This is a genomic window from Streptomyces sp. NPDC043726, assembly GCF_056436565.1.
In genome coordinates this window covers 157,065-175,293 of sequence record NZ_JBWKCI010000010.1, presented here as the reverse complement: position 1 = coordinate 175,293, position 18,229 = coordinate 157,065, and the positions used below count along the sequence as shown (strand labels likewise).

At 71.4% G+C, this 18,229-nt stretch carries 16 protein-coding genes, 1 pseudogene and 1 riboswitch; of the genes and pseudogenes, 3 read left to right on the top strand and 14 right to left on the bottom strand.

The genetic code is table 11. The features are described 5' to 3' along the window. Positions 1-232 precede the first annotated feature (232 nt). Positions 233-2,272 (top strand): bifunctional glycosyltransferase 87/phosphatase PAP2 family protein, encoded by a 2,040-nt coding sequence (locus tag AC068Z_RS28310; protein ID WP_478561450.1) that lies wholly within the window; start codon positions 233-235, stop codon positions 2,270-2,272. On the opposite strand, the gene AC068Z_RS28305 is transcribed toward AC068Z_RS28310, so the two are convergent. Continuing rightward, positions 2,235-3,836, bottom strand: coding sequence for a hypothetical protein (locus AC068Z_RS28305; protein WP_478562075.1), 1,602 nt, complete (start codon positions 3,834-3,836; stop codon positions 2,235-2,237). The two genes, AC068Z_RS28310 and AC068Z_RS28305, sit on opposite strands and share 38 nt — an antisense overlap. Positions 3,837-3,936: 100 nt before the next feature. Next, positions 3,937-5,172 (bottom strand): cytochrome P450, encoded by a 1,236-nt coding sequence (locus tag AC068Z_RS28300; protein WP_478561447.1) that lies wholly within the window; start codon positions 5,170-5,172, stop codon positions 3,937-3,939. A gap of 199 nt (positions 5,173-5,371) precedes the next feature. Here AC068Z_RS28300 and AC068Z_RS28295 point away from each other — a divergent pair, with 199 nt between their 5' ends. Beyond that, positions 5,372-6,541, top strand: coding sequence for a steroid 3-ketoacyl-CoA thiolase (locus AC068Z_RS28295; RefSeq protein WP_478561444.1), 1,170 nt, complete (start codon positions 5,372-5,374; stop codon positions 6,539-6,541). Here AC068Z_RS28295 and AC068Z_RS28290 read toward each other — a convergent pair. Further along, entirely contained in the window at positions 6,525-6,710 is a 186-nt protein-coding gene (locus AC068Z_RS28290; protein ID WP_478561441.1) for a DUF397 domain-containing protein, read from the bottom strand. The genes AC068Z_RS28295 and AC068Z_RS28290 overlap by 17 nt on opposite strands. Continuing rightward, entirely contained in the window at positions 6,691-7,518 is an 828-nt protein-coding gene (locus AC068Z_RS28285) for a helix-turn-helix domain-containing protein (protein ID WP_478561438.1), read from the bottom strand. Before AC068Z_RS28285 ends, AC068Z_RS28290 begins: the two co-directional genes overlap by 20 nt. A gap of 78 nt (positions 7,519-7,596) precedes the next feature. Here AC068Z_RS28285 and AC068Z_RS28280 point away from each other — a divergent pair, with 78 nt between their 5' ends. Next, positions 7,597-7,998: an ATP-binding protein gene (locus tag AC068Z_RS28280; protein WP_478561435.1), complete on the top strand. Its 402-nt coding sequence runs from the start codon at positions 7,597-7,599 to the stop codon at positions 7,996-7,998. Here AC068Z_RS28280 and AC068Z_RS28275 read toward each other — a convergent pair. From AC068Z_RS28275 to AC068Z_RS28230, 10 genes and pseudogenes are all read right to left on the bottom strand, one after another. Continuing rightward, complete coding sequence (locus AC068Z_RS28275; RefSeq protein WP_478561432.1) at positions 7,910-8,614, bottom strand: Fic family protein; 705 nt, start codon at positions 8,612-8,614, stop codon at positions 7,910-7,912. The two genes, AC068Z_RS28280 and AC068Z_RS28275, sit on opposite strands and share 89 nt — an antisense overlap. Continuing rightward, positions 8,611-9,405, bottom strand: coding sequence for a hypothetical protein (locus tag AC068Z_RS28270; RefSeq protein WP_478561429.1), 795 nt, complete (start codon positions 9,403-9,405; stop codon positions 8,611-8,613). Before AC068Z_RS28270 ends, AC068Z_RS28275 begins: the two co-directional genes overlap by 4 nt. 99 nt (positions 9,406-9,504) lie before the next feature. Next, the gene (locus AC068Z_RS28265) at positions 9,505-9,918 is read right to left on the bottom strand and encodes an aggregation-promoting factor C-terminal-like domain-containing protein (protein ID WP_451721266.1); all 414 of its coding nucleotides are present in this window, start codon (positions 9,916-9,918) and stop codon (positions 9,505-9,507) included. Positions 9,919-10,256: 338 nt separating this feature from the next. Then, complete coding sequence (locus AC068Z_RS28260; protein ID WP_478561425.1) at positions 10,257-11,102, bottom strand: ECF transporter S component; 846 nt, start codon at positions 11,100-11,102, stop codon at positions 10,257-10,259. After that, the gene (locus tag AC068Z_RS28255) at positions 11,099-12,775 is read right to left on the bottom strand and encodes an ABC transporter ATP-binding protein (protein WP_478561422.1); all 1,677 of its coding nucleotides are present in this window, start codon (positions 12,773-12,775) and stop codon (positions 11,099-11,101) included. Before AC068Z_RS28255 ends, AC068Z_RS28260 begins: the two co-directional genes overlap by 4 nt. Beyond that, complete coding sequence (locus tag AC068Z_RS28250) at positions 12,772-14,013, bottom strand: energy-coupling factor transporter transmembrane component T (protein WP_478561419.1); 1,242 nt, start codon at positions 14,011-14,013, stop codon at positions 12,772-12,774. Before AC068Z_RS28250 ends, AC068Z_RS28255 begins: the two co-directional genes overlap by 4 nt. Beyond that, the gene (locus AC068Z_RS28245; RefSeq protein ID WP_478561416.1) at positions 14,006-14,626 is read right to left on the bottom strand and encodes an SCO2322 family protein; all 621 of its coding nucleotides are present in this window, start codon (positions 14,624-14,626) and stop codon (positions 14,006-14,008) included. The genes AC068Z_RS28250 and AC068Z_RS28245 overlap by 8 nt, the downstream gene beginning before the upstream one ends. Continuing rightward, positions 14,623-15,840, bottom strand: coding sequence for a prenyltransferase/squalene oxidase repeat-containing protein (locus AC068Z_RS28240; protein WP_478561413.1), 1,218 nt, complete (start codon positions 15,838-15,840; stop codon positions 14,623-14,625). Before AC068Z_RS28240 ends, AC068Z_RS28245 begins: the two co-directional genes overlap by 4 nt. A 131-nt stretch (positions 15,841-15,971) precedes the next feature. Continuing rightward, a riboswitch (cobalamin riboswitch) is annotated at positions 15,972-16,043 on the bottom strand. A 487-nt stretch (positions 16,044-16,530) separates the two neighbouring features. Continuing rightward, positions 16,531-16,977: pseudogene (locus AC068Z_RS28235) on the bottom strand (nuclear transport factor 2 family protein); the annotation flags it as partial. Positions 16,978-16,992: 15 nt separating this feature from the next. After that, positions 16,993-18,018, bottom strand: a complete 1,026-nt coding sequence (locus AC068Z_RS28230; protein WP_478561411.1) for an MBL fold metallo-hydrolase — start codon at positions 18,016-18,018, stop codon at positions 16,993-16,995. Positions 18,019-18,229 lie beyond the last annotated feature (211 nt).

The window sequence follows — 18,229 nt, the reverse complement described above, 5'->3', positions numbered from 1 at the left end:
GCAACCGAACACAGCTGCGGGACGCGGGTCCGTTATGTGATCCGTTTCCCGGTCGCGGAGGCGGCGGAATCCGCACGGGACTATCGTCATCCGGACAAAAGGAGAGCGGACGTCAGGTGAATCGGGGGTTGCCTGCGTCTCTTCCGGGGGTGGTGCGCGCCCCATAGGGTTCGTATCGGGATGATCTCGTACGGATGCGTGCGGGACGGACGGGGCGGGAGGCCGACGAGGCGTGGCGAATGCGGAGCACAGCGGGCGACCGGCGGATGCTTTCGGAGCGACGGCCGTCGGCGAGGCCAGAGCGCGCCTGCGCGTGGCCCGCGTCGGGCTGTGGCTGGTCGCCGCGGTCCTCGCCGTACGACAGGTGGCCGTCGTCCTCAGCACCCCGCGCGGGGAGCGGCTGACCGATCTGGAGACCTGGGTCGGCCCGAACGGCGTCCTGCACGTCAACGGGTCGCTCTACGACTCCACCAAGTTCACCGGCACCCCCTTCGGCGGGCTCGTCCTCAAACCGCTCACCAAGTCCGCCGAGCAGGCCCTCGGCTGGGGCTGGACCTTCGGCACCCTGCTCCTGGTCGTCGCCCTCGGACTCGTCGCCGCGCGGGCGCTGCCGCAGCCGGTCAGCCGGCGCACCTCCCTGCTCGCCGCGCCCGTCGCCGTCAGCCTGCTGATGCTGTCGCTGCCGGTCCGCAACAGCTTCTGGCTCGGGCAGACCAGCATCATCCCGGTCCTGCTCGTCCTCCTCGGCTGCTTCGCCGCCCGTGGGCAACGGGTCAGCGGGGTGCTCATCGGCGTCGCGGGAGCGCTCCAACCGACCCTGCTGTTGTTCGCGCCCCTGCTGTGGTTCACCGGCCGCAGACAGGCCGCCGTCGCCACCGGCGCCACGTTCGCCGGGGCCACCGCGCTGGCCTGGGCGGCGATGCCGCACGACTCGTACACCTACTGGGTGCACCACATGGCCGGGACCGGGCTCGGCGGGCGGGCCGACGATCTCGCCAACCAGTCCCTGCACGGCGCCCTGCTGCGGCTCGGCCTGGACGGGCCGCTGGAGATCGGGCTCTTCCTCGCCCTGGCCGCCGGGGTCGCCGCTCTCGGCGTGCGCCGGGCCGTGCGCTACGCCCGCGACGGGCAGCTCCTCCTCGCCGTCGCCATCACCGGCTGCGCCGCCATCGCCGCCTCGCCCACCGCCTGGCAGCACCAGTTGCTGTGGGTGCTGCTCGCGGTCGTCGGCCGGGTCGGGAAGAAGGCCTCCGACCGGTATCTGTGGCCGGTCGCCGTCGTGCTCGTGATGACCCTCCCGGCGAAGATGATCCTGCCGAACATGGCGAGCCTCTACCCGCTGCGTGACAACGTCGTCCTGATCGCCGCCCTGGCCGCCGCCACCTTCGTGCCGTTCCTGTCGCGGACCTCGCCGTACTACCAGACGCCGATCCCGACGAACTACGCCGACCCGGTCCCGACCCGCTTCAAGCACGTGCCGCTGGTGCCCTTCCTGCGCCGGGTGCTCTCCCGTCCGAACCTGCTGCTGGAACTGCTGCTCATCCGGGTCACCTACGCCGCCTACGCCAAGGTGCGGCTCGCCGCGACCGGGGGCAGCAACTCGGCGGGGCGGGAGCGGGCCGAGGAGCACGGGCAGCAGATCCTCGACCTGGAACGCTTCCTGCACATCGACGTCGAGCACACGCTCAACCACGCCGTGGTGAAGGCCGACGTCCTGCGGAACTTCTTCGACTTCTACTACACCTCCTTCCACTTCGTGGTCCCGCTGACCGTGCTCGGCCTGCTGTACTGGCGCCGCCCGGTCGACTACCGCTGGGCCCGCTCCGCCCTGGGCTTCGCCACCCTGCTCGCCCTGGTCGGCTTCTGGCTCTACCCGCTGGCCCCGCCGCGCCTGATGCCGGGCCTCGGGATCATCGACACCGTGCACGGCGTGCAGGACTTCACCCAGCCGGACTACGGCACCCTCACCGCGCTGACCAACCAGTACGCGGCGATGCCGTCCCTGCACTTCGGCTGGTCCCTGTGGTGCGGGGTGGTCATCGCGATCGTCGCGCCGAGGACGTGGATGAAGGCCCTCGGGCTGCTGCACCCGTTCTTCACGCTCACCGCGATCGTCGTCACCGGCAACCACTGGATCCTGGACGCGGTCGGCGGCGCGGCCGTCGTCGGCGCCGGATTCGGGCTGACGTACCTGCTCCAGGGCCCGCGCGCCCGGCTGGTCGGCCGGGCCGCCGTCAGCAGCGAGCCGCTGAAGGACCGTACTGCGAGCTGATCCGGTACTCGCCGGGCGCGGTCACCGTGAGGCGGGTGAACTCCCCCTGCCGGGACAGGCATCCGCCCTCCGCCCGCAGCCACGGCGAGTACGCCACCCGCACGGTCACCGAGCCCGCGCGCGGAAGGTGTACGACCATCGCGGCGCCGGAGGTGCGCACCACGCGAGCGGGCGCCGATACGAGCGGTACGGCGTCCCGCACCCGGTAGATCCGCCAGTGCGCGTCCTGCCACACCGGCTCCAGCCAGGCGGGCCGGTCGTCGAGGATCAGCCGCGCCTCGGCCTCCGCGTACCCGTCCGGCTTCCCGAGCGGCAGGACCACCAGCCCCACCGCCCAGCGGTCCAGCCACGCCCGGTAGGTGGCCGCGTCGAAGGAACCGTCGTAGAAGAGGCGGGCGCGTTCCATGTCGAGCTGGCGGTTCCAGCCGCGGGCCATGTTGACGTGCGGGGCGAGTTCGACGGCCTCGCGGTGGTTGCGGGCGGGGACGACCTCGACCCGGGTGCGGTCGGCTCCGAGGCCCTCCAGAGCCCGTACGACTCCCCGCGTCTCGGCAGCCCAGGCGGGCACGACCGTGGAGACTTCGAGATCGTCGGCGGTCTTCTTGCCGACCCAGGCGACCGAGAAGACCAGGGCGGCGACGAGCAGGTTCCGCCGGAGCCTCGCGAGGTCCGGCACGCTGAGCAGGGCGGCCAACAGGACGGCGGGGGCGAAGAGTTCGGCGAACCGCTCGACGTTCGTGCCGACGGGGGAGGGGATCAGATACGTCAGGACGGTCCCGGCCGCGTAGACCGCGCCGCTCCACCGGGCGACCCGCCAGGCGGGCGGGGCGAGGGCGGTGACCGCGAGACCGAGGACGACCGGCGGCCAGACGCGGGCCGGGGGCATCAACTGCTCGCCGGTGAAGGGGAAGAGCAGCGTCGTCGCGGCGACCACGACGGCCGGGGGGACGAGCAGGGCCAGGGCCCGGGGCCAGTCCCGTACGACCAGCAGGGCCGCGCCCACGACCGCCAGGAACAGGCCCGCCACCGGGCTGGCCATGGTGGCGAGGGCCGCGTACGCCACCGCGAGGGCGAGCCGTCGCTCCCGGGTCAGCAGCAGACAGGCGGCGAGGCCGAAGGCGACACCGAGGGCGAAGGTCGTACGGCCCGAGGCCACGTTGCACCACAGGGCGAGGGAGGCGAGCAGCGCCGGGCCGAGCGGTTTCCGCACTCCGGCGCGGGTGATGAGGACCGCCGCCAGCCAGGACGCGGCGAGCCCGGCGGCCACGGTGACCGTGCGCACGCCGAGAGCGGCCATCAAGTACGGCGAGATCAGGCTGTAGTTGGCGGTGTGCATACCCCCGTACCAGAAGAGGTTGTACGCCGATCCGCCGTGCCGGGAGGCGAAGTCCGCCCACGCCTCCTGGGCCGCGAGGTCGCCGCCGCCGGTGGCGAGGACCGTCCACCACAGGGCGTAGAGGGGCAGCAGGGGGAGGGTGGCGAGGAGGGGGATGCGGAGGTTGCTGTTCCGCCGGGTGGCCGTGCGGGTCCGCGCGCGGACGGCGGTCTCGGCAGGCAGAACCATCACGCTCGAAGACGCCGTACCGCGCGGAAGCGTTCATCCAGTCTCGGGGGAGGCAGGAGCCGGGCGTAGGGATGGGGGTGCTCCTGCCTCCCCCGGGCCATCAGTCCAGGCTGACCTGGAGGTGTTTCACGCCGTTGATCCAGGCGGAGCGCAGTCGGTCGGGGTCGCCCGTGAGGCGCAGGCCGGGCATGGCGTCGGCGATGGCGTTGAAGATCAGGTCGATCTCCAGGACGGCCAGGGACTTGCCGAGGCAGTAGTGCGGGCCTCCGCCGCCGAAGCCGAGGTGCGGGTTGGGGTCGCGGGTGATGTCGAAGGCGTCCGGGTTCTCGAAGACGTCGGGGTCGTGGTTGGCGGCCGCGTAGAAGATGCCCACCCGGTCGCCCTTCCTGATGAGCTTGCCGCCCAGCTCCACGTCCTGAGTCGCGGTGCGCTGGAAGGAGTTGACCGGGGTCGCCCAGCGGACGATCTCCTCGGCGGCCGTCTCGGGCCGCTCCCTCTTGTACAACTCCCACTGCTCGGGGTGGGTGAGGAAGGCGTGCATGCCGTGGGTGATGGCGTTGCGGGTGGTCTCGTTGCCCGCGACGGCCAGCATCAGCACGAAGAAGCCGAACTCGTCGGAGCCGAGGTTGCCCTCGTCCTCCGCCGCCACCAGCGCGGTGACGATGTCCTTCGCCGGGCACTGCTTGCGGTCGGCGGCCATGTTCATCGCGTAGGCGATGAGTTCGGTGGCCGACTCCTGGCCGACCTCCTCGGTGATCGCGTACTCGGGATCGTCGTACGAGATCATCTTGTTGGACCAGTCGAAGATCTTGGCCCGGTCGTCCTGCGGGATGCCGATCAGCTCGGCGATGGCCTGGAGCGGCAGTTCGCAGGCGACGGACGTGACGAAGTCGAAGGGGCCCGGGTTGGCGCGGGCCTCGGCGGTGATCGCGGCCGCCCGGTCGCGCAGCCGTTCCTCCAGCGCCCGGATCGCGCGCGGGGTGAAGATGCGCTGCACGATCGCGCGGACCCGGGTGTGCTCGGGCGGGTCCATGTTCAGCAGGATCAGCCGCTGGGCGTCGATCGCGTCCCGCGCGATGTGCTCGTTGAAGCGGATGATCGCCGTGTTGACCCAGGAGGAGAAGAGTTCCGGGTGCGTGGAGACGTACTTGACGTCCGCGTGCCGGGTGACGGCCCAGTACCCCTCGTCCTGGAAGCCGGCCACATTGCCGCTCTGCGGGATCCAGCGCACCGGCTCGGCCCGGCGCAGCTCGGCGTACTCGGCGAAGGGCACGCGGTGTCGGAGGAGGTCGGGGTCGGTGAAGTCGAACCCGTCGGGAAGCGCTGGACAGGGCATGGGCAGCTCCAGCCATGGGCTGATCTGACGGACCATCAGTTATCGCGCAAAGTAAAGGCGGGCGGCGAAGACTGCAAGACCCTTGCGGTGATGGGCGTCACATCAGCAGACTGCTCAGTAACTAGAACACGTACTAGTTGTGCGTGTGCCTTGTCAGGTCTGTCAGGTCTGCTGGCCTCTGGACGAGAGGACCGCCCCCATGGCCGCCGAACCCGTGATCGTCGAAGCCGTCCGTACTCCGATCGGCAAGCGCGGCGGCGCGCTCGCCAATCTGCACCCCGCCTATCTGCTGGGCGAGACCTACCGTGAACTCCTCGGCCGCACCGGCATCCCCGCCGACTGCGTCGAGCAGATCGTCGGCGGCATGGTCACCCACGCCGGCGAACAGTCCATGAACCCGGCCCGCACGGCCTGGCTGACCATGGGCCTGCCCTACGAGACGGCGGCCACGACCGTCGACTGCCAGTGCGGCTCCTCGCAGCAGGCCTCGCACATGACCGCGAACATGATCGCGGCGGGCGTCATCGACGTCGGCATCAGCTGTGGCGTGGAGGCGATGTCCCGGGTGCCGCTGGGGTCGGGATCCAAGCACGGGCCGGGCAAGCCGTTCCCGGACGAGTGGAACGTGGACCTGCCCAACCAGTTCGAGGCGGCGGAACGGATCGCACGGCACCGGGGGTTGACCCGGGAGAACGTCGACTCCCTCGGCCTCGTCTCGCAGGAGCGGGCCGCCGTGGCCTGGGCCGAGGAGCGGTTCAAGCGCGAGACGTTCGCCGTGCAGGTGCCGACCACCGAGGACGAGCAGCGGGCGGGCCAGGGCATGTGGCGGCTCGTGGACCGGGACGAGGGGCTGCGCGACACGTCCATGGAGGCGCTGGCGAGGCTGAAGCCGGTCATGCCCACGGCCGTTCACACGGCGGGCAACTCGTCCCAGATCAGCGACGGGGCGGCGGCCATCATGTGGGCCTCGAAACGGATGGCGCGAGCGCTGAAGCTACGGCCCCGGGCGCGGATCGTGGCGCAGGCGCTGGTGGGCTCCGACCCGCACTTCCACCTGGACGGGCCGATCGACGCGACCAAGACGGTGCTGGGCAAGGCCGGGATGTCCCTGAAGGACATCGACCTGGTCGAGATCAACGAGGCCTTCGCATCCGTCGTGCTGAGCTGGACCCAGGTCTTCGAGCAGAGCCTGGAGAAGGTCAACGTCAACGGCGGTGGTATCGCACTCGGACACCCGGTGGGGGCCACCGGGGCCCGGCTCATCACGACGGCGCTGCATGAACTGGAGCGCGCGGACAAGGAGTTCGCGCTGGTGACCATGTGCGCCGGGGGCGGACTGGCCACCGGCACGATCATTCAGCGGTTGTAGTCGACGTCCAGTTGATGAAGGTGGTGAAGGCGGCGGGGTCGAGGGTGAGGATCGGTCCCGCCGGGGTCTTGGAGTCGCGGATGGCGACGGTGGTGGCGCCTTCGGCGATCTCGACGCAATCGCCGCCCTGGTCACCGCTGTAGCTCGACTTACGCCAGTTGCTCTCCATAGCGGTCCTCCATTACGCGCCGGATCAACTCCGCCGAGTCCTTGAGGGAGAGCGCGGCGGCTTGAAGATGATCGTAACGGAGTGAGCAGTCCCTGACGGTGTCCGGGTTGGCGGTCGGATGCCCACTGCCGTAACCCTCGGTGTAGACGATGGTCGGATCGCTGGGGAAGCGGTAGACGTTGAACGAGCCTTGGAGCCCCGCGTGCGCGCCCGCCGTGAACGGCAGCACCTGGATGTTGATCCGCGGGTTGTTCTCGAAGGAGACCAGGTGGGCGAGTTGGTCCCGCATGACCTCGTGGCTGCCGACCTGCTGGTGCAGCGCGGCCTCGCTGAGGATCATCCACAGGACCGGCGGCTCCTCCTTCTCGAAGATGCGCTGGCGGGCCAGTCGTACCGCGGTGCGGTCGTCGAGGTTGGTCTCGTCGAGGACGCCGAGAACTGCGCGGACGTAGCCCTCGGTCTGGAGGAGGCCGTGGATCATGTGGGTCTGGAAGGTGCAGATCTCCGTCGCCCGCGCCTCCAGCTCGGCCACCTGCTGGAACCAGGCCGGAAGTTGACTGCGCATCACCAGCGCGACCAGGCGGGACAGTAAACCGCCGGTGTCCAGGGCCGCGTCCGCGCGTTGGCTGAACTCGACCGTGGGGAGCTTGCGGGCGGTCTCGATCTGCCCCACGAGGGAGCCGGTGTAGTTGAGGACCTCGCCCAACTGGCGCTGAGTGAGGCCGGCGGCCTCGCGGTACCGGCGGAGTTCGAAGCCGTAGTAGTCGAGAGGCGAGGCTCCCGGATCCAGCACGTTGATGTTCGTCACGAACTGCCTCCACACACACTTGAACGCGTTGTGTTCGCCCCATGGCAAACGGTAGTAGCGCGAGGTCAGGCTCGTACCGTGAACGAATACATTCCCCCCGGGTACTCCATGAACATCACGGTCGGCGAGCACTCGGCGCGGCACATCCGCCGGATCGTCCGCTCGCTGCTCACCGACTGGGAGGTGCCCGAACTGTATGACTCGGTCGCGCTCGGCATGACCGAATTGGTGGCGAACGTCGTACGCCATGTCCCGGACCGGCGCTGCCGGTTGCTGGTGCTGCGGCAGGAGACGGGGGTCCGGGTGGAGGTGGCGGACGGGTGTGCCGAAGTCCCGTGCATGGACGGCGGGTTGCCGCTGGACTCGGAGGGCGGCCGGGGGCTCGTGCTGCTCAGTGAGGTGGCCGACAAGTGGGGGGTCGACCGGCGGAGCGGGGGTGGGAAGACGGTGTGGTTCGAGTGCGGCGAGCGGTCGCCGTGAGGAGGAAGGCGAGCAGGTCGGCGAGGGCGAGGGCGCCCTCGGGGTCGTCGGCTCGGCGGGCGATCCGGCGGAGGGGGCCGACCTGGTCGAGGGTGACGCCGGCGCGGGCGAGGACGTAGGTGAGGGTCAGGAAGGCGCTGCGGGCGTTGCCGTCGTCGAAGGGGTGGAAGAAGCAGACGTCGAGGTAGGCGCGGGCGGCACGGGCGGGGAGGGGGAGGTCGTCGGCCTCCGCTTCTCCGAGGCAGGCGTCGAGGCGGGCGGGGAGGTCCGCGCCGGTGCCGTAGCGCTCGCGGCCTGCCTTGGCGTAGGCGGGGTGGGTGCGGAAGGGGGCCTCGGGGACGTTTAGGACCAGGCGTTGCCAGGAGCTGAGGCGCGCGAAGGTGAGGGGGGTGCCGGAGGCGGTGTCGGCGGCGTCGGCGCGGGTGCGGTCGAGGGCGGCGAGGAGGGCGGCGGCGCGGCGGGGGTCGCGGGCGTGGTCGTGGGTGCGGATGTCGTGGGCGGGGCCGTCGCGGAGGGGGGCGCCGGTGGGGAGTTCGGGGGTGCGGGCCTGGTGCCAGGGGACTTCGGAGCGGAGGGTGAGCCAGGTGCGCAGGTGGTCGGGGGTGGGCTCGGTCATTCGTCGAGGTAGGAGTGGAGGCGGGAGGAGGTGTAGGTGTAGCGGGGCTTGTTGATCGTGCCCGGTGGTGCGAGGGCGGCGGCGAGGCGTTCGGACACCTCGGACACCTCGGTGGTCTCCGGTGCGCTCCAGCTCTTGAAGTCGCCGCCGATCGCCTCCCTGACGAGGTTCCAGGCGGTGTCCCGGTCCACGTTCCAGCGGGTGAGGAACCAGGTCAGGACGTGGGCGGCGTGCGCGTACCAGGCGTCTCCCGAGCCTGTGCGGTCGAGGGAGTGCAGGATCAGCTGCTGGGTGGCGCGCTCCCAGATCTCGACGCGGTCCTCGTCGGTCTCGGCGGTGTCGAGGGGGTAGCGGTCGAAGCACTCGGCGAGGAACTCCAGCCAGTCCCGCCACTCGCAGAGCGCTCTGGCGACCCGCTCCAGGGTTTCCTCGGGGGTGGAGATGGAGTGATTGGCGCAGCACCAGGCGCCGACGGGTCCGCCGCTGAGGTCACCCTCGTCGTGCGACCAGCGCCACCCGGAGCTCCACGCCCCGTACCGCTCGACGAGGGCCTCGGTGATTTCCCTCGTCCACGCCCAGCCCTCCGAGTGGGCCCAGCGGACTTGCTTGGTGTACTCGGCGGAGGCCTCGTCCGGGTGGGAGGTCTTCTTCCGCTCCGGCCGGATCGGAACGCGTGCGGCGGGCTCCAGACTCCGGATGACAGCGAGGGCCTCGGCGCTGTCGAAGGGGTGCGCGGCGGGGTCGAGCTCGGGCCAGGTGAGGTCGTAGGGGTCCGGTTCCAAGGAGGTCATCGGACGGATGTTCCCATGGGGTGGGGGTGCGCGCGCAACGGAAAAAGGACCGCACTGTGTGCGGTCCTTTCGCTGCTCGCCGGGAGCTGGTGGCTCGGCTCAGTACCAGCCGTTGGCCTGCCAGAAGTTCCAGGCGCCGCAGGGGCTGCCGTAGCGGTCCTTCATGTAGTCCACGCCCCACTCGATCTGGGTGGCGGCGTTGGTCTTCCAGTCGGAGCCGGCGGAGGACATCTTCGAGGCCGGGAGGGCCTGGACGAGACCGTAGGCGCCGGAGGAGGCGTTGGTGGCGTTCACGTCCCAACCGCTCTCGTGCTCGACGATCTTGGAGAAGCACTGGTACTGGGCCGAGTCGCCGATCATCTTCTTGGCGGTCGCCTGAGCGGAGGCCCCGGTCGTGGCGGCCTGTGCGGGCGCCGCGGCGAAAATCGCACCGGCGGCGGCAGCGGCCACGGCGGTACCGGCGAGAGCCTTCTTCGGAGTGGCGATGCTGCGGATGAAAGAAGCGGCGGACAAGGCGGTGACCTTTCGTCGGGGACGTGGCGGTCGCGGCGAGTCGGAACCACGCGATGCGCGGCGGTGACATGCGGCGGCGCCGAGGCCCGGGGGGGCTCGTCGGCGCCGTGCGACGTCATCCAGAGAAACAGGCCCGGCAGGCGTCCGCAATGACCGGTTTTGCTAGTTGTGGTCGTATGTGGGGTACATGCTTCTCGTGTGACGTGGCTCTCAATGTGCAGGTCAGGGCGGCTTTTGGCGTGGGCATGGCGTCCGATATGCACCACTAGGTCGGGTCGTAGGTGATGTGGGTCATGTGGGGTGCTTCACCGTGGACCTGACGGGCGGTTCGCAGGGGGCTACGGAGTGGTGTCCTTCACGGGGTCCTCGAATGTGATCGGGGCCTCGAAAGCGGCCCTGCGGGTGGCCCGGCGGAGGGACTTGAGGATCGCCGGGCCGAGGGTCAGGGTCAGGACGACCGTCGTGATGGCTCGGCCGAGGTCCCAGCCGAGGGAGGTGGCCAGGCAGTACGTGATGAAGCGGGCCAGGTTCTCCGGGGCGGGGGCGTGCGGGTCGAAGGCGATGTTCGAGGCGAGCTGGTCGATGAAGGGCCAGCCGGCGAGGTTGGTGGCGGTGCCGTAGGCGAAGGCGGCGAGGAATCCGTAGGCCGCGATCATCAGGCGTTCCCTGGTGCCACGGATGCTCTCCGGGCCGGGGAGGAGGCCCGCGCCCATCGTGAACCAGCCCATCGACAGCATCTGGAACGGCATCCAGGGGCCGACCCCGCCGGTGAGCAGGGCGGACGCGAACAGGCTGAGCGCGCCGAGGACGAATCCGAAGCCCGGACCGAGGACGCGACCGCTGAGCAGCATCAGGAAGAACATCGGCTCGATGCCCGCGGTGCCGCCGCCGAGCGGGCGCAGGGCGGCGCCGGTCGCCGCGAGCACGCCGAGCATGGCCACGGCCTTCGGGCCGAGGCCCGACTCCGAGATCGTCGCCGCGACGACGGCGATGAGGAGGACGAGGAGTCCCGCGAAGAGCCAGGGGGCGTCCTGGGCGTGCTCGGTCGCCTGAGAGGTGGGCGGCGAGAAGAAGGGCCAGGTCAGGGCGGCGAGGCCGATGGCGCTGACGAGGGTGAGGGTGAGGAGGGAACGGGGGCCCAGGCGGATGGGGCGGGCCGTGTCCTTGACTGCGGGACGGCTCATCGCAGGGCCTGCCTGACCTCGGTGACCGTGAGCCAGTGCTGGGGCGCCAGGATCTTGGTGACCTGGGGGGCGAAGGAGGGGGAGGAGACGACCACGTCCGCCGTCGGGCCGTCGGCGATGATCTCGCCCTCGGCCAGGAGGATCACCCGGTGGGCCAGCTCGGCGGCCAGTTCCACGTCATGGGTGGCCAGGACGATGGCGTGGCCTTCCGCCGCGAGGTCTCTCAGGACCGTGACCAGACGGGCCTTCGCCGCGTAGTCCAGGCCTCTGGTCGGTTCGTCGAGGAGGAGCAGGGGCGGGCGGGCCGTGAGGATGACGGCGAGCGCGAGGGCGAGGCGCTGGCCCTCGGAGAGGTCTCTCGGGTGGGTGTCGTCCTGGACACCGGGGAGCAGGTCGTGCACGAGGGCGCGGCAGGTGCCGGGTTCCGCTCCGGCGTCGGCGTCCGCGGCCGTGCATTCGGCGGCGACCGTGTCGGCGTAGAGGAGGTCCAGGGGTTGCTGGGGGACCAGGCCCACGTGGCGGATCAGGTCGCGGGGGCGGGTGCGGTGGGGGGTGACGCCGTCGACCTCCACGGTGCCGGAGGTGGGGGTGAGCAGGCCTACGAGGGTGTTGAGGAGGGTGGACTTTCCGGCGCCGTTGCGGCCCATGAGGGCGATGGTTTCGCCGGGGGTGATGGTGAGGGTCGCGTTGTGGAGGGCGCGGATGTGGTCTCGGGTGACGGTCAGGCGGTTCGTTTCGCCCAGTAGCTCGGAGGGTGCGGAGCGTCGGCGGGTGCGGGGTGTCTGTGCCTGGTCGCGCCCCGCGGCGGAGCCGCACGTAGACGCAGACCCGCGCCCCTGGGCGGCGCTGCTGTCCCGTGCGCTGAGTCGCTCCCTGAGATCTGCGGCTCGGCGCCGTGCGTCTCGGACCGTCAGTGGCAGAGGTGACCAGCCCGCCAGGCGGCCCAGGTCCACCACCGGTGGGGTGACCGGGGAGATGGCCATCATCTCGGACGGGGGGCCCAGTAGCGGGGTGGCGCCCGGGGCGCTGAGCAGGGCTACCTGGTCCGCGTACTGGATGACGCGCTCCAGGCGGTGCTCGGCCATCAGGACCGTCGTGCCCAGGTCGTGGACCAGGCGCTGGAGGACCGCCAGGACCTCCTCGGCCGCTGCGGGGTCCAGGGCGGACGTCGGCTCGTCGAGGATCAGGACGCTGGGGTGGGGGGTGAGGACCGAGCCGATGGCCACTCGTTGCTGTTGGCCGCCGGAGAGGGTGGCGATCGGGCGGTCGCGCAGGGGGGCCAGGCCCAGGAGGTCGAGGGTTTCCTCCACTCGGCGGCGCATGACGTCCGGTGCCAGGCCCAGGGACTCCATGCCGTACGCGAGTTCGTCCTCCACCGTGTCCGTCACGAAGTGGGACAGCGGGTCCTGGCCCACCGTGCCGACCACGTCGGCCAGTTCCCGGGGCTTGTGGGTCCGGGTGTCCCGGCCCGCCACCGTGACGCGGCCGCGCAGGGTGCCGCCCGTGAAGTGGGGGACCAGGCCGCTCACCGCGTTGAGGATCGTGGACTTGCCCACGCCGGACGGGCCGACCAGGAGGACGAGTTCGCCTTCCGGAACCTCGAAGTCGACGTTCTGGACGGTCGGTTCGGTGCGGCCGTCGTAGGTGACCGAGACGTTCTCGAAGCGGATCACGACGGGTCCTTCGGGGTCGGGCTTGTGGGGCTCTTCGGGGTCTTCGGGCTTGTCGGGTTCTTCGGGCTTTTCGGGGTGGGGGCGAGGACGCTGGGGAGCAGGCCCAGCAGGATCGCCGCGGCCGGCCAGAGGGGGAGGGCCGGGGCCGTCAGGGGGATCACGCCCGGTTCCAGCGCCGCCGGGACCTGGGCCGCGGCCACGAACATCAGCGCCGCGACCGCCACACCGGAGGCCGTGACCAGCCACGCCTTCGCGTCCCAGGGGTCCGGACGGTAGCGCGTGCGGGCGGCTCGGCGGCCACCCAGGCGCAGGCCCACGAGGGCGGTGGCGAGACCGGCGAGGAGGACGGGCAGGCCATAGGCGCCGCCTTCCGCCGTGAGGACTCCGTACGTTCCGGCGCAGACGCCGAGCAGGCCGCCGACGGTGAGCGCGGCGGTGGTACGGCGTACGGCGGGCGGGACGTCGGCGGTACGGCCGTAGCCGCGGGCGTCCATGGCGGCGGCGAGGGCGACGGAGCGTTCGAGGGCGCCTTCCAGTACGGGGAGGGCGACTTGGAGGAGGCCGCGGATGCCGTTGTCCGGGCGGCCTCGGAGGCGGCGGGCGGAGCGCAGGCGTTGGACGTCCGCGATGAGGTTCGGGGCGAAGGTGAGGGCGACGACCACCGCGACGCCCATCTCGTACAGGGCGCCCGGGAGGCATTTGAGGAGGCGGGTGGGGTTGGCGAGGGCGTTCGCGGCGCCTACGCAGATGAGCAGCGTGGCGAGTCTGAGGGCGTCGTAGAACGCGAAGACGAGGCCTTCCGCGTGCACCCTTCCGCCGAGGCGGATGCCCTGGGCCCAGGAGGGGAGGGGGATCTCGGGGAGGGTGACGAGGGTGTGCGTGCCGGGGATGGGGGAGCCGAGGAAGGTCGTGAAGGCGAGGCGGATGAGGAGTACGGCGAGGGCGAGCTTGAGGAAGGCGGAGTAGGAGCGGGACCAGGGGGTGTTCTGGCGGCAGGTCGCCACGACGTACGCGGACGTCGCTATGAGGAGGGTGAGGAGGAGGGGGTTGGTGGTGCGGGTCGCGGCGGTGCCGAGGGCCAGGGCCCAGAGCCACCAGGCGCCGGGGTGCAGTTGTGCGCGGCGCGGGGGCTGGACCGGGATGGGTTCCGCTTGCCCGCGCCGGCGGGGTGCCGCCTTCGTTGGTTGCGGGGGCCGCCCCAGCGGCACGACTGCCCGCAGGCCGCGCGAGCTACGCATTCCGGCGTCGGCGTGCTTGCCAGACTGCCGCCGCTCCCAGTACCGCTACTCCCGCCGCCCCTGCCCACAGGCCCACGGACGGGTTGTCGTCGTCGTTCGTGTTCTTGTTGGCCGGCTTGGTGATCTCGTCGCCGCAGCCCGCGCTCGGGTAGCCGCCGATCGCGCACAGGAGGGCGTTGGAGTCGTAGCGCAGGGGCTTGGCCACCTTCGCCAGGGCCTCGGCCGTCGTGGCGTCCTCGGGCACGCTGACGCAGGCCGTGCGCTGCTGGGGCGGGGTTTCCGAGGACGGGGCGTCCGACTTCGTGCCGAAGTCGATGACCAGGGCCACTCGCTTGTTGCCCTTCTGCTCCGGCGTCCTCGCGCAGATCGTGCCGAAGGTCGCCGTGCCGCGCGGCTGGGCCGCCTCCGACGAGTCCTCGCTCACGGTGAAGCGGAAGCCCTGGACGTCGCCGTCCGAGGGGACGCTCGTGGAGGGGCCCTGGGTGGCGTAGATCCACGACGAGCCCTGCCGGTCCCAGAAGGACCAGTACCGGTAGGTCGCCGCCTGCGCCGGGGGCGCCGCGCACAGTGCCAGGGCCGCGAGCAGGAGTGCGGCGCAGACCCGCCGTATCACAGCTGCTGCCCCTTGTTGCGGCCGCTGATCAGGAAGCCGACGCCGATGCCCGCGACCAGGCCGACGCCGATGATCCACCAGACGCTGACGCCACCGTCCTCGTCCTTCTCCTGGTCCTTGTCGGCGGCGGCCGTCGTCCGGGTCTGCGGCTCCGGGCCGGTCTCGTTCAGCAGCTTCACCAGGTCCGTGCCGCCGAAGTCACGCGGGTCGGCGCCCGCCGCGTCCGCCGCGAGGATCAGCTGGGCGTAGGCGGCCGGGCCGTTCTGCTTCGCCCAGTCCGCGGAGTTCTTCTCCAGCCAGGTCAGCGGCTGCTGCGCCGCCTTCGGGCCGCCCGTGACGGCCAGCGCGACGACCGCGTCGGCCGTGTTGCCGTAGTCGGGCTGGTCCTCGGCGCCGGCGAGGGCGGACATGAGGTGGCCGTCCTTCTTCATGGTCTCGGCGAGGTAGGACGCGCCGTTGGCGGCGGACTGGTCCGGGTCGGGCTTGGCGGTGTCGGCGCAGGAGAGGTCCGTGTCGGCGGCGGCCTTCACCGACGCCATGCTCATGCCCTTCATACCGAGCACGGCCGCGGCGGTCGCGTCCGCGTTGGCGGCCAGCTTGCCCTTCTTGTCGGGCTGGTAGGCGAAGGCGCCGTCCTCGGAGCAGGGGAGGGCGAGGTCGCGCAGGGCGTCGTAGGGGGACTTGCCGCCGACCACCACGGTGTCGGGGTCCTGGCCGACGGCGTTGAGCGCGCCGATGACGACCGAGGTGGAGTTGGCGTCGCTCGGGCCGCCGGGCATGTAGCCCCAGCCGCCGTCCTTGTTCTGCACGCTCTTCAGCCACTTGACGGCCTTGAGGGCGTCGTCCATGTGGTCGCCGTCGCCGGCCAGCGACAGGGCCTGGGCCGCGGCGGCCGTGCTGTTGCTGTCGACCATGACCTTGGCGTCGCAGGCCTTGGCGGGCTCGGCGCGGAAGGCCGCGAAGGCGCCGTTCGCGCACTGCTGGCCGAGCAGCCAGTCGACGGCCTTGTCGGCGGGCACGACGTCCGACTTGCTCTGGGCGATCAGCGCGAGGGACTGACGCCAGACGCCGTCGTACGTCGGGTCGTGGTCGCCGTAGAGGCCGGAGGGGATCGCCACGGACGGCGAGGGGGACGGAGACGCGGCCACGGCGGGCGTGGCCAGGCCGATCACGGCGGTGGCGGCAAGGACCGCGGCGCTGCGGCGGACGTTCATGATCGGCGGGTGCCTCTCCCTGAAGGGAGCCGGGCAGCACGGGACGACCCCGGGCGGCTCGGCTCCGTAGACCTCGACGGTGCCGTACGCCGACGGCTGCCGGCGCGCGTGAGCCGTTCACTTGCCGTGCGGGGCAGTCCGGCTCGCGGCTTGTTCGGCCGCTTACGGTTGCGGGTCAGCGCCGGATTTGCACCGGCTTCCCCCCGTACGGGTGTGATGACGACGCCGCCACTCTACCGGCCCGTAGCGGAAGGGCTGAGGGGAGGCTGTGGGCGCGGGTGGCTTCGGCCCACGACGATCTTGGGGAGGCCGGCCCGGCTGATCGGCTCGGGGCGGGCGTCGGATGTGCACGAGCTGGGCGAGGGGTGGGTGCTGCGCCGGGACCGGGAGGGGTACGAGGACGGGGTGGCGGAGGCCGCCCTGATGGAACGGCTGCACGGGCCGACGATGCTGGAGGCCTTCGGGGTGGGCCGGATCGGTCCGAGGGAGGCCGGGGAGACATTGACCCGCCTGCTACGGCAGTTGCACGCCGTCCCCGGGCGCGTGATCCACCTGGACCTCCACGCCGACAACGTCATGTTCACCCCGCGCGGCCCCTACGTCATCGACTGGACGAACGCCGAGGAAGGCGACCCGGGCCTGGACTGGGGCATGTCCCGCGTTGGGCGCGGGGGCATGGGTCAGGCGTGGGGGGGTCGGTCCGGCGAAGGCCAGGTGCAGGGTGCGGGAGAAGAGGAGCCAGGAGCCGTCGGGTTGCCTGCGGAACCTGTCCTCGTAGGGGCCCACCTGCACCGGCGGGCCCGGCGGGACCAGGCCGCCCGCGTAGCCGTCGACCCGGTACGTCGTGAAGTACGAGGTCGCCTTCGCCGTGTCCGGAGTCGTCACCGTGACGAGGATGTTGGACATCAGGCGGCGCGAGAGACGGTCGGCGGGGCGGGCGCCGAAGTACTCCCGCAGTGCCTCGCGGCCCTTGATGAGGCGGTCGCCCGCGGGCCACTGCCAGAAGCCGTCCTCGGTGAACAGCTCGGCCACGGAGGACGGTTCGCCGAGATCGAGGCGGTGGACGAAGTCGATGACGAGACGCTCGCAGGCGCGCTCGGCGACGGGGTGGGGTTCGAGGTCGGGAGAGGTTTCCATGATCCCCGACCGTACTCACACCGCCACGTACGTCACCGGATCGCTCCCCGGCACCGCCTCCGCCCTGCCCAGCTTCACCAGGCGGCGCAGGTGGGACTCGGCCTCGGAGACCGCGATGTTCCGCGAGCCGTAGGGGATTTGGGGCCAGGGGCGGTTCCACTCCATCCGCTCGGCCAGTTGCCAGGGGGTGAGGGGGGTGGAGAGGAGGGTGAGGAGGCCGGTCAGGCGGTTCTCGTGGTGGGTCAGCAAGTCGGCCACGCGCGCCGGGGCGTTCGTGAACGCGTGCTGGTGGGCCGGGAGGATCTCGGCGGGGGACAGCCGGGCCACTCGTTCCAGGGAGTCCAGGTAGTCGCCCAGGGGGTCGGTGACCGTGGCGTCGTCGGGGTCCTCGTACAGGCCGATGTGGGGGGTGATCTCCGGGAGCACGTGGTCGCCGGAGAACAGGCGGCCGTTGCCCTCCAGTCCCGCCGGGTGGGTCTCCTCCAGGTGCAGGCAGACGTGGCCCGGGGTGTGGCCCGGCGTCCAGATCGCGCGCAGGCGGCGGCCGGGGAGGGGGAGCGGTTCGCCGGGGACGATCTCCCGGTCCGGCAGGGCCGGGGTCAGGCCGGGGAGGGTGCGGCGGCGGGCGGTGCGCAGGGGTGCCACGTGGTCCTCGGGGGCGCCGGCCGCCGTCAGCTTCGCCGCCATGTACGTGAACCAGCGCTCCGGTTCGGCCGACCGTGTGCGGCGCACGATCGCCGCGTCCGCCTCGTGCATCGCGATCCAGGCGCCGGAGGACTCGCGGACCTTGCCGGACAGGCCGTGGTGGTCGGGGTGGTGGTGGGTCACGACCACGCCGTGGATCTCGGAGGGCGCGGTGCCGCAGCCTCGTAGGCCCTCCGACAGGGTGTCCCAGGACTCGGGGTCGTCCCAGCCCGTGTCGATCAGCACCGGGCCCCGGTCGGTGTCGACGACGTACACCAGGGTGTGGCCGAGGGGGTTGTCCGGGATGGGCACCTTCAGGGACCGGACGCCGCCGCCATGGTCGTACACCTGCGTCATGGGCTCCCCCAATCACCGCACCCGCCACCGGCCTCGGCCACTATAACTAGAACGAGTTCCGATGGGAGCCCGAGTCATCGATCCGGGGTCGTCGGGCCGGGGCGCCGGTCCGTGGTGCCGTGCTCGACGGCAGGTGCGATCGCGGGCGCGAATGGTGTGCGTGCCGTGGACTCCCCAGGGTGGAACTGGTATCAGTTCCGTGTATCTGATG

Bases quoted from the DNA above. Each gene is read 5' to 3' on its own strand.
- AC068Z_RS28275 (WP_478561432.1), bottom strand. From the start codon at position 8,614: ATGACCGAGCCCACCCCCGACCACCTGCGCACCTGGCTCACCCTCCGC.
- AC068Z_RS28305 (WP_478562075.1), bottom strand. From the start codon at position 3,836: ATGGTTCTGCCTGCCGAGACCGCCGTCCGCGCGCGGACCCGCACGGCC.
- AC068Z_RS28295 (WP_478561444.1), top strand. From the start codon at position 5,372: ATGGCCGCCGAACCCGTGATCGTCGAAGCCGTCCGTACTCCGATCGGC.
- AC068Z_RS28270 (WP_478561429.1), bottom strand. From the start codon at position 9,405: ATGACCTCCTTGGAACCGGACCCCTACGACCTCACCTGGCCCGAGCTC.
- AC068Z_RS28230 (WP_478561411.1), bottom strand. From the start codon at position 18,018: ATGACGCAGGTGTACGACCATGGCGGCGGCGTCCGGTCCCTGAAGGTG.
- AC068Z_RS28300 (WP_478561447.1), bottom strand. From the start codon at position 5,172: ATGCCCTGTCCAGCGCTTCCCGACGGGTTCGACTTCACCGACCCCGAC.
- AC068Z_RS28290 (WP_478561441.1), bottom strand. From the start codon at position 6,710: ATGGAGAGCAACTGGCGTAAGTCGAGCTACAGCGGTGACCAGGGCGGC.
- AC068Z_RS28250 (WP_478561419.1), bottom strand. From the start codon at position 14,013: ATGCGTAGCTCGCGCGGCCTGCGGGCAGTCGTGCCGCTGGGGCGGCCC.
- AC068Z_RS28260 (WP_478561425.1), bottom strand. From the start codon at position 11,102: ATGAGCCGTCCCGCAGTCAAGGACACGGCCCGCCCCATCCGCCTGGGC.
- AC068Z_RS28240 (WP_478561413.1), bottom strand. From the start codon at position 15,840: ATGAACGTCCGCCGCAGCGCCGCGGTCCTTGCCGCCACCGCCGTGATC.